The sequence below is a fragment of the Bacillus sp. RC251 genome, assembly GCF_044908765.1.
Lineage (GTDB): Bacteria > Bacillota > Bacilli > Bacillales > Bacillaceae_G > Bacillus_A > Bacillus_A wiedmannii.
In genome coordinates this window covers 1-10,960 of sequence record NZ_JBIYDP010000027.1, presented here as the reverse complement: position 1 = coordinate 10,960, position 10,960 = coordinate 1, and the positions used below count along the sequence as shown (strand labels likewise).

Below are 10,960 nucleotides of genomic sequence, written 5' to 3'. Positions count from 1 at the left end.
ATACTTACGTGGCCAAAAAACAAACCTTGGGCGTTGCCCAAACCCACTGGGGAACCCTTCCCCAGACCCCATTTATCGAACTCCCCAACCCCTCAATCCTTGAGGGGCTCCCTCGCCGGTTGGCAGGAACAAACTATTGTTTGTTCAGTGCCAAGAGGGTCTTGGTTTCGTTCAGTTGGTCAAGTCAAATACTCCCTTCGCTTCACTAGGTCCGTTTTGATTGACCAACATAATATTCTCTATTTCTAATCATGTCTTGTATTTACACAATAACATTGAAAATCTTTACCTTATAAAAATATCGAAAAACTCAAAAGAGCAATAATTCCTGAAACCAACGAAACCCCTACAACAATCAACGTTTTTTGAATGATGTATTTTTTCTTATCTCGCTTGTCTCTTTCCGCTTTCACATCTTTATTTTCCATGAAAGCAACAATTTCAGAGTATGTTTTTATATTTTCACGCTTCTTGATTATGTCAATTTTAATAGCTGCTGTCATAGCAATTACCCAAAAAACAAATGGAATAATTAAACCTACATTACCAAAATATTTAATTGCTAATCCTATTGATCCTACAGCTAAAATCAAGAATATAGCCATTACCTGTCCTAACTTATTAAATTTAACTTGCTGAAGATTATTTTTCATCATTTCCATGTCCCCTTTAACTAAATCATCTAAAGAAACATCGAAAAGAACACTTAGAAGCAATAAATTATGAATATCAGGATAACTTCTTTCATTTTCCCAATTTGAAATGGTTTGACGAGAAACATAAATTTTTTCAGCTAAATCTTCTTGAGAAAACCCTTCCCTATCTCGATATTTTTTAATTTGTTTACTAAGATTCATTTCGCTCGCTCCTTCTACATCCAAAATAGTTCAAGGTAATGATTTATAAGTAGCAAATATCTTTATAAAAGCTAATTTTAATATGTCAAAAGACTTTATACATCGTTTAAACACCTTATTTATCAACGATTGTTAAGATCTTAATCCTCAACAAAATAAAAAATGTATATCATCCACTTTTATGAAATCATTAATTTAAAATATATAAACCCTTACTAAACTATCATCTATATTCAATTGATACAATATTATAAAAAAATAAAAAAGAATCCCATAAAAAAGAAGCATAGAAAAGGCTTTAGTTCTATACTTCTTACCCCATAAATAATTTAGTTTTCTCTCAATCATTGACTTAAAATTCACTACTAATAGAACTAATTATTTTTTAAACATTTATAGATGTAATGCTATAACAGCAATAGCGTTATGTAGTGAGTGAATCAAAACAACGATCCAAAAAGCAGATATTGTAACTTCAACTTTTTCATTCTTTTTTTGATATACCCAATAAGCATAGTTATATAATACTCCAATTATTGCTGTAACTACTATATAAGTAATACCATCTGAATGGCTTAATCCAAATATAATTGATGCTATTAAAATAATAAGATAAACACGATCTTTAATAAAAGGAATACAACTTAATACCCAAAATAAAAATACCTGAAAAATTACTGTTTCATATACAGGTGCCGCAAATATTCCTACTAAAATCTGTATAATAGCGAGTTCTTCCTTTATCGTATGTTGTTTTATCGGTGGCAAAAATAAATCTAATGGCATCACAAGTAAAAACGATCCCAATAAAATAAGTAATACAAACCAAATTACAGGTAAAGCAAACATAAATTTATTCAATTTTTCCAGCATATATCTTTCTCCTATTCCTCCTAATATCTATAAAATTATATATTAAAATTCTATTAACACAATAAGTAATAGGATTAAATCAACACAAATAGTACTAAATAATAAATTCTCTATCTTTTTCCCTATTCCATCAATGTAAACTTTTGAATATTAGTTTACTTTCAAATCCCCTTAATCATTGACTTCTCACCGATTCTCCTGATATCCTCAAAATACATAACAAAAGTATACATTCAAAACACTATAAATAAAGAGGTCAAAATCCATGAACAAAAAATCACATCTCATTGATGTCCAACCTATCCGTAGTAAAAAACAGATTGAAAACATGAAATGGGCCCTAAAACGCCACTGTTCCGAACGAGACTATATACTATTTTTAATTGGAATTCATACAGGACTACGTGTAAGTGATCTACTCCAACTTGAAACAGAAACCATAATAAAACTAAAACGAAAAAAGAGAAAAGAATTTAAGATCAAAGAAGGAAAAACAAAGAAAGAACGCATGATTAACCTTACTTCCATTTTTGATGAGGTATACTCTTATACTCAAACGCTAGATAATACCTGGTTATTTCCTTCTCGAAAAGGAAATCAACCCATTAGTAAGATCCAGGCCTATCGACAATTGCAAAAAGCCGGAGATTTTGCGGATATAGAATCTATCGGGACCCATACCATGCGTAAAACCTTCGGTTATTGGTTCTATAAACAAACAAAAGATATAGCCATGTTACAAGAAATCTTAAATCACAGTACTCCTCAAATCACACTGACTTATATTGGCATCAACAAAGAAGAGAAAGACAACGTTCTAGATTCATTCACCATTTAAAAAGATATACCAACAACAAGGGGCTTCTCTAATCTTTAAAGGAACAGAGCAACAAATAGACCAATCGTAATGCAATCAGCTGCTAAACCAATTAAGACCGCAATGAACATGAACTTTTCCATACGTTTTCACAGTCTTAATATAAGAGAAGCACTGAGTTATTTCGGATTTTCATGAAAAAATTAAAAAAGAACGCCTAATTTAGTTAAGAGCCCTCCATTATCCCTACTTCTATTTGCATTTTATTAAATAACTCTTCACATTCCGCCAAATACATATCGTCAATTTCATTAGGATTACTTCCTTTGTATTTTATATTGACCATTGTAATCTTCTTTTTAAACTTCCTCGTACTTTCCACATGCACAACTTTCAAAAGATAAGTCCATAACCCTAACACAGCACATTGCAATTTGCTTATCTTGCTTCCTCGATACTCCTCTGGAAGTCCTTCATTCCATTTCTTTACCGAAGCCTCATCCCTCAAATCTCTATCAAAAGAATCCACCAATCTATTTAAATCAGTCTCACTTACTTTAAATTTAAGTTGGTGAACATAGTTATTCCTCAATTCGTTCAACCTTTTATAAGGAGTTTTCTTGTCTAACGATAATGCTCCTAAAGCAATAGCTAAGTTTATTTTATTCATAAACATAAATCTCTCAGTTAAGACAAGCTGTGGTTCCACCATGTAAATTTTCAACAACTTTTCAAGCTCATGTTCAATATAAAGATGACCACGCAAAATTACTTGCAACTCATCCCCTCCAAAAGTCGCATCCAGAAACTCCTGAACATCCTTATCAACCTTATTACCAATCTGTTCTATAAATCCTTCAAGTTTTTCTTTGTACTCTTCAAATCGTTCTTCCAACCCTTTAATCGGTGTTAGAGTTTTACTCACTCCGCACATCCCCATTCCATACTAATATATAAGACGATTATACCATTCCATAGAACCCCACAGGCACTACCCCTTAAAATTCCTCCCTCTCCAAACATCAAAAATAATATATATTAATAGAATTCTAAAAATGATTTTATATATCATGAAAAAATAACTTATAAAATTTAAATATAAATTAGCATTTTTAAAAATTCATTAATAGTAAACCATAAGTACCAAAATAAAGGTCTGCAACACATCGTTGCATGCCTTTTTTATATCGCTACGATGTGTTTCTTACTATTTAACATTAGAATAATTAAAGTGATTAAAGGAGGTACATATATGGACATTGGAAAAAAAATAAAACATTTAAGATTAATAAACAACATGACACAAGAAGATGTAGCCAGCCAATTATTTATTTCAAGACAAGTTATATCTAAATGGGAACTAGGAAAAAGTCTTCCCGATCTAACCAATTTATTAGCCTTAAGCAATCTATTTAATGTTTCAATTGATTCTTTATTAAAGGAGGATTCAAATTTGCAAAATCAGATAATAAAACAAAGCAATTATAAAAGATATTTATTAATTGCCTCTCTCTACATATATTCCTTAATCACTATTGTTGTTATATTTTATTGTCTCATTGCCTTTTTACTTATGCCAAAAGACATAAAAACATCAGATCTAAAGGTTATTAATTCCCACTTTTATCAAGAAAGCGATAAAAAAGAAATTCTATATATTTATAGTAAATTAACACCTTTCTTCTCCAATTATTCAGGAGATTATAGCATTCAAACAAAAGAACATGAAATAAACATTCATGCTAATCGAAATTCAATTCCATTTAGAAATAAAGATGTTTTATTTTCAATTGAAAAAGACATACCCCATGGAATAGATTGGGAAGAAAAAGATGTTTACATTGTAGATGAAAACAATAAAAAAATACTTATATATAACCATAAAAATAAACAACTGTATTACCAACTAAAAAATTAAAAAGTAGGCGATCAAAATTAAAAACATTTACAAATATATTTTTATACTAACTACGCTTATTCTTAATATAATTAGTTCTCTACTCATTATGAATACAGGATTTACACCAGGAAATATGGTGTTTGCCATTACATTTTTATTTTTCACCATGCTATTCCAATCAACTACAATGCTATTTATTATATATATGATTAAAAATGATACATCTAAAAAAATAAGAATAATATTATACATATTTTTAACATTAGATATATTTATCTTTTTATCGTTGCTATACATGGCATATATAGTAACAACAGCATTAAAATATTATTAACATCAATATAGCAAGGGAATGCTTGTAGACTGATCTATACTGCATTCCCTTATTGTATTTTTTGCTTAGCCTAGTTTTTTTCCTAAATCCTGGCGGTACCCCAATAAATAAAAAAAGCCCTGTAAAGGGCTTTTTTTATTTATTAGCAATAGAGACCTGACCAGAACAGCCAGTTGAACCACCGGAAGGGCCACCACAATATAACCTTACTGAATAATCATCTTTTGGCAAAGATATAGTGTTATTATAACTTTTTCCACCTTTTAGATTACCAGTCGCATAAACAGATCCTCTTTTAAAAATAGTATAGCCTATATCTTTTGTTCCCCAATTTTGAACAACTATTTTCATAGAACTATTCACAGTAATCCTAGAAGTTGATGAAGATGTTTGACTAGCTTGTAAAACTGCATTTGATGCACTTGCTGCAGAAGCCTCACTAAACCCTACAAACGGGGCTGATAAAGCGGTTGCAGCAACAAATAAACCAGCAATAACTTTTCTCATAAATATCCACCCACTCAAAATATTTCTAACAGTTATTTATTCTGACATAAAAATTAATTAATTTTAGCTGTAACAACTCTATACGTTCCACTACCATACAATTCAATAACAACCTTAGTAGTATACTCAACTGGTGCATACTTTAATGCTTTAAATGTTCCACTACTAGTAATACGAACTACACTGTCATCAAGTCTATTTGCTTTAGTAGAATTGCTCTTAGAATACAATGGACCTGTTAAATCTGGATCATAATCATAGTTACCTACTTTACCTGAACCATATAAAAACCATCCAGAAACAGTATGTTTAAAACCAGCTCCCGGAAATGTATTAGCCACATAACCAGAGAAATTTTTCTTTTGTTGTGCCGCAAGTGCAAAACCATTACCATTAAAATTATCAACACTATTAAAAGCCATAATTAAAGGCTCATCGGAAAAAGATACTTTTCTACTAGAAAAAACATCTTCTTTACCTTCAGAAAGTTGTAAATTAATATCATTCTTCATTTCTTCTAATTTCTCATTAATTTCTTTTAACTGTTCTGAAGTTAAAGCTTGATAATTAACCTCTTTAGAATCTGCAGACACCTTAGACGTATTAAAACCAGCAATTCCTGAAAAGATTAAACCAAAAACAAATAACAATTTTACAACACGTTTAAACAAAGACACAAAAATCCCCCTTTTATTGAAATATTTTCCACTCTCAAACACTATGTTACATTTGTTTTCGGAAAAGTCAAGATTTTACAAAAAAAGGAGGTTTTATTATGTTAAATATTTTATTATCTACACTTCCACTTTTTTTTATATTTTTATTGCTTAATTATATAGGTCAAAAATTAAGTTATAAAAACGTAAAAGTAAATTATAAAATAATTTTTATAATATCTTTAATTGAAGCTTTAATAACCCTATTAATATTTATTTATGGTCCTATACTATAATAATACTTTACTAAACACATAACATATCAATAGCAAGGGAATGCTTGTAAACTGATCTATACTGCATTCCCTTATTGTATGTATGCTATATTTCTATTTTTCTTTTTCCGACATTAGAACCCTACATAAAATACCAGCCAAATTTACTTTTTAAACAAACCGAAAAAACCTTTCCGTTTTTGTTTCTGATTTTGTGCCTGCATATCTCTAATGTTTTCAAGCAATAGCTGATCTCGTTTCTCTAGCTTCTTCTCTATAAAAACTTCTAATTCACTGTTTTTCCCTTCTACTTCAGTTAACTTTTTCTCCGTATTCGCTAAATGTTCTTTTGTCGTAACCAATTCATTCGTAATTTCTTGTAGTTTCTGAACGAGTGCTTGATTAAATTGATTTTGTAACTGTTGATTTTCTAATACTTCATTCAGTTTCTTTTCTAATTCTGATTTTTCTTCTTTTGAAACAAACGAATCAAGTTCTCCGTTTCGCCATGACCGAACTTGATCGTAAGACCATTTTTGGGCCTGTATTTTTTCTTTTATTGCTTTTAATTCTTCTATATTTTCCTTCGAGTATCTACGATGTCCTCCCTGACTTCGCTCCGTTTGTATATTAAATTCATTTGACCATACCTTTAACAAATCGGGTGTGATTCCTAAAAGATCCGCAACAATTTTCGGTGTGTGCATTTCCGATTTTAGTTCCAATTTTTATTCCTCCCCAAAAAACGGAATACGTTTTTTACTTAAAAAACACGATTAAACCAACATTCCAATCAAAATCGGAATGTACTTACAACCGATATGAAAACCGATTTTAAAAACGATTTAATTTCCGAAATACATTCCGATTTTACCACCGATATGTATTACTTCTCGATAATAACATCAAAATCTTTTTTCTATATACAAGATTTTATACAAAAAAAGAAAAGCGCGGATCCCTAGAATCCCCGCTACATCAACAATGTATAAAATCCTGTATACGAGATAACCAGACAAAAAAGAAGAATCCCTGTCAATACAAGGATTCTATAAAAATCTTACTACCGATAACGAGAATTATGTAAATAAGCTGCCCATATGGACAGCTTATTTTTTGCTTAGCCTGAGGTTTTTCCGAAATGCTGGCGGTACCCCATATAATTCTATTTTTGCTTTAAAGTTCGAAATGCAATTGCACCCGAAATAATTTGTAGAATTACTGGAATTATTAAAGTGAATACTGACATAAATAATGTTACTAATGGAAGTATTATCATACAAACCCCATAGACTATATTGTTAACCTTATTTACCAAACATGCTAAAACTAACAGTCCTATTTCAATAATTAATACAATAGAAATATAAGTTAAAAGGGCATTGTCAGTGTAACCTTCCATACCATATATAGCTAAAGACATTACAATCACAGAACCTATAACCCCAAAAATACCACCAATTAAACCAAGTACAAATTCAGCTGTTCTTTTCAATTCTTAATACCATCCTAACTATTACTATATTATGTTTTTGATATCCGGTTATTTATATTAACAAATAATAATTAGAAATACTATGAATAAACACCAAAAATTTCTTCTTTATCTTTGATCTAAAAATTGCGTTTTGGCTAGAGTGCTGGCTCGTCGTGTGGGGGCGAAACCCCACGTATTAAACGTATCAACATATTGAATAAGAACAATTTTTGAACGTTTGATCTAAGCGATTCGGCTCGTATACTTGCTTATCCAAGTCGATAACCATTATCTTGCGTTTTGTCTGTCGGCTTGGCGAAAAAAGCATATCGAGCCGAAAAAAGTTTTGCAAGGACACAATAAAAAAGAAAAAGCATTAGCTTTTAGGTGAGGATTAACGAACCGACTTTTTTTATTGTGAGGGTGGAGATTTTTGAGTGTTTTTCTCAAAAATACGACCCGTTCCTTGCGGAACTTTTAGCTATATATATAAGAGTGAGAAGAGCAAAGTGAAGAAAGTCAGTAATAACAAGGGTTTATAAGATATAGGGTGTACCCAAAAAGGAACACCTGTGTACCCAAAAAGGAACACCTAAAAAATGTAAAATAACAATAAAAAAAAGATGTCAATATAAAATGACATCTAAAATAAATAAATTGGTAACTTATGTTTTTTACCATCTTCAGTTACAAAATTTTTAAGTGATTTTTTAAAGATTTTTTGAGTTGCTTTATCTACTCCGTCTTTTGGAGAACAACACATGATATTGGGATTTACAAACCATGTACGACTTGTACAAATGCGACCATCTTCAGTAGTTGTTCCAGTTTCTGCAACCGCTAATAATCCTTTTTTCATTAAACCGTTCATTAACTCTGAAACTTTTCCTCTAGTTCTATTTAACTTTCTAGCAAGATAACTAGGCGTTGCACTATCAGAATCAAATTCATCTTCTTTACTTATTCTTTCAACCAAAATATTCGTTTTAAATTCTACATAAGGTATTAAATCCATTAAAAACGCTTTCTCAGCTGTAGTTAAATAATCAATTTCACTCAGGTAATTGTAATTATCCATAATAATTTGCACAAACCTCACCCGATCTGTTGGCTTTTTCTTTTTTCCTATAAAATATTCATCTCCACCAGTTGTTTTACTTATTAACTGTAAGAGCATTGCTTTCTCTTCTTCTGAATAACCACCGGTTTGCAACTGGTCATAAATACTATCAATCTTACTATCTCTTATTTTCGCTTTTTTTTCAGCTTGTCCAAAATCTACAACTTTTGTCATAAAATAATTCTCTCCCTTAGTGGAAGGAATCAACTTTTATATGTTAGAATGTATATAGAATATATATTGGTTGATTCCAACCTTATTATGAAAAACCGCCTCGCCGACCAAAGCTTGGGCGGTTTTTCTCGTTTGTATGTCTTTCTATATAATAACATGAAATCCATTACTAAAGCTTTCCATCTCTTGCAAAAATACAACATTCAATCCTCTTTTACACTTTCGCCATTATCACTCCTATCTTCCCCTATCAAAATCTTGATTTCTGCTCATTTCTCTCTTATGTTCACGTTCAAATTGATTATCTATTCCCTTGCTACCCAATTCATTTTTAATAAGCCCTCTAAATGCCTTAAATTGCTCTCCAAGAACCTTTTTTGTTTTGTGATACAAAACCTTTATGTTTGTCTTTAAATCCTTAATATGAGCTTTTAAACCGCTTATTTCAGTATGTAATTCTTCATTTTCTTCTCTCAATTCACGATTTTGTTTATAAGAATGATTTAAAGCAAGGCTCTTACCCTCTAGTATTTCTTCTAATTCTTTATTATCTGCTCGTAAACTCTCATTCTCTTTCACAAAATCTGTTTGTTTCAAGCGCTCATAATCATTTTTGATAGTAACCGCTGCATTCACTTGCTTTGTTACTCCTTGATATTGTTCTGGTGATAACACATAATTTCTTGTCTGTTTTTTCGTGATCTCAGCTTTTCCAAACATTTTATCCTGTACTTCTACTACTACTTCTTTACGTAAAAATGGAATTTTAACAGGTTCATTTGGCACTTGATTTGTAGCACTATCTAATTCTTTTTGCATTTGTTTTACTCTTTTTTCTAACTCTACATGACGCTGGCCAATTAGCTGCAGTTTTTCACTTTCACTCTCTACTTGTTGTTTCACTATCTCTAATTCTTTGTAATTATCAACGACATCACTTTCCAAACTCTTTTTCGCTACTTGTAATTCTTCTGTTTTCTCTTCAACGTTTTTTAAATGATGATCAATCGTTTGTAACTGCGTCTCTTTTTCTTGTACTTGATTTTCAACAAGTGATTTTGTTTCTGCATATTCCTTGTATTGACGGACTTTCATATACTTATGTGAACCTACATTAGCACGTTCAAAATTCGGAATGTGTCCTTTAGCCAATTGCTCAATATAGGCCGTTTCTAATTCTCTCCAATGTGCAATTAACTTTCTTCCCGTTCCTTCTACACCTTGTTGTTGCAAAGCTCTATCCATTCCAACACGCCTCGTTAATCCTCGACTACTTTCGAAATTCGGTACATAGTTAATATGTAAATGTGGATTGGCTTCATCATCATGTAAAACCATGTTATAAACTACTAGATTTGGATTTCGCTCTTGAAACGCCTCAGCATAGCGCTTCAGTGCTTCCTTTTTCGCCTCTCTATACATTGGGTCGTCTTTACCTTCCCCAATCGCTACAACGAGTTCTCGTTGCTCATGTGTCTTATCGTCTTTATGTATTTTGTCATAGTAGTCATCAATCTTACGGTCATTCCGTTTTTGTTTCTCGTTATACTTGTCCACTGCTTCTTGAAAGATATCCTTGTATACACTTCGGATGTCCTTTTGAACAAAGTAAATATTCTCCTCTGACCTGGATGGATCTATACCAGGATTTCCATGAATGTTTTCTCTGTTATTGTGGCTCAATGAACTTTGGTGAGATTGATTAAATGAGATAGACCCCAACATAAAATGCCACCACTTTCCCTAGATTAATTGATACCATAAGTCTAGCAAAGCGACGAAATGGAGTCAATTAGAGTAACCCTATACGTATTTTGACGCTAACGCATCAAAATCGATAGGGGTCTGCGACGCTTTTCGGCTTTGCCGAGCCACATACTTACGTGGCCAAAAAACAAACCTTGGGCGTTGCCCAAACCCACTGGGGAACCCTTCCCCAGACCCCATTTATCGAACTCCCCAACCCCTCA

Annotated in this window: 12 protein-coding genes; 3 read left to right on the top strand and 9 right to left on the bottom strand. The window is 31.6% G+C overall.

Features of this window, described 5'->3' with window-relative positions:
• Positions 1-290 precede the first annotated feature (290 nt).
• Together ABH961_RS29855 and ABH961_RS29850 are read right to left on the bottom strand one after the other, a co-directional pair.
• Positions 291-857: a helix-turn-helix transcriptional regulator gene (locus ABH961_RS29855; RefSeq protein ID WP_098080067.1), complete on the bottom strand. Its 567-nt coding sequence runs from the start codon at positions 855-857 to the stop codon at positions 291-293.
• A gap of 393 nt (positions 858-1,250) precedes the next feature.
• Entirely contained in the window at positions 1,251-1,730 is a 480-nt protein-coding gene (locus tag ABH961_RS29850) for a CPBP family intramembrane glutamic endopeptidase (RefSeq protein WP_098080069.1), read from the bottom strand.
• Between the two features lie 265 nt (positions 1,731-1,995).
• Here ABH961_RS29850 and ABH961_RS29845 point away from each other — a divergent pair, with 265 nt between their 5' ends.
• Positions 1,996-2,568 carry a tyrosine-type recombinase/integrase gene (locus ABH961_RS29845; protein WP_098080071.1) on the top strand — a complete coding sequence of 191 codons (573 nt, stop codon included), beginning with the start codon at positions 1,996-1,998 and terminating at the stop codon, positions 2,566-2,568.
• A 205-nt stretch (positions 2,569-2,773) separates the two neighbouring features.
• Here ABH961_RS29845 and ABH961_RS29840 read toward each other — a convergent pair whose 3' ends face one another.
• Positions 2,774-3,472, bottom strand: a complete 699-nt coding sequence (locus ABH961_RS29840; RefSeq protein ID WP_098080073.1) for a hypothetical protein — start codon at positions 3,470-3,472, stop codon at positions 2,774-2,776.
• Positions 3,473-3,799: 327 nt separating this feature from the next.
• Here ABH961_RS29840 and ABH961_RS29835 point away from each other — a divergent pair, with 327 nt between their 5' ends.
• Entirely contained in the window at positions 3,800-4,465 is a 666-nt protein-coding gene (locus ABH961_RS29835) for a helix-turn-helix domain-containing protein (RefSeq protein WP_098080075.1), read from the top strand.
• A 451-nt stretch (positions 4,466-4,916) separates the two neighbouring features.
• Here ABH961_RS29835 and ABH961_RS29830 read toward each other — a convergent pair whose 3' ends face one another.
• Together ABH961_RS29830 and ABH961_RS29825 are read right to left on the bottom strand one after the other, a co-directional pair.
• Complete coding sequence (locus ABH961_RS29830; protein WP_098080079.1) at positions 4,917-5,288, bottom strand: hypothetical protein; 372 nt, start codon at positions 5,286-5,288, stop codon at positions 4,917-4,919.
• Positions 5,289-5,341: 53 nt separating this feature from the next.
• Entirely contained in the window at positions 5,342-5,965 is a 624-nt protein-coding gene (locus tag ABH961_RS29825) for a hypothetical protein (RefSeq protein ID WP_064460154.1), read from the bottom strand.
• A 98-nt stretch (positions 5,966-6,063) separates the two neighbouring features.
• Between ABH961_RS29825 and ABH961_RS29820 the strand changes: the two genes are divergently transcribed.
• A complete protein-coding gene (locus tag ABH961_RS29820; RefSeq protein ID WP_153577646.1) occupies positions 6,064-6,240 on the top strand; it encodes a hypothetical protein in 177 nt (58 codons plus the stop codon).
• Between the two features lie 143 nt (positions 6,241-6,383).
• On the opposite strand, the gene ABH961_RS29815 is transcribed toward ABH961_RS29820, so the two are convergent.
• From ABH961_RS29815 to ABH961_RS29800, 4 genes are all read right to left on the bottom strand, one after another.
• A complete protein-coding gene (locus ABH961_RS29815) occupies positions 6,384-6,944 on the bottom strand; it encodes a MerR family transcriptional regulator (RefSeq protein WP_000421199.1) in 561 nt (186 codons plus the stop codon).
• A gap of 440 nt (positions 6,945-7,384) precedes the next feature.
• Positions 7,385-7,714: a DUF4064 domain-containing protein gene (locus tag ABH961_RS29810; protein ID WP_098080061.1), complete on the bottom strand. Its 330-nt coding sequence runs from the start codon at positions 7,712-7,714 to the stop codon at positions 7,385-7,387.
• Between the two features lie 625 nt (positions 7,715-8,339).
• Positions 8,340-8,990: a MarR family transcriptional regulator gene (locus ABH961_RS29805; RefSeq protein ID WP_098080063.1), complete on the bottom strand. Its 651-nt coding sequence runs from the start codon at positions 8,988-8,990 to the stop codon at positions 8,340-8,342.
• Between the two features lie 237 nt (positions 8,991-9,227).
• Positions 9,228-10,715, bottom strand: coding sequence for a plasmid recombination protein (locus ABH961_RS29800; RefSeq protein ID WP_098080065.1), 1,488 nt, complete (start codon positions 10,713-10,715; stop codon positions 9,228-9,230).
• Positions 10,716-10,960 lie beyond the last annotated feature (245 nt).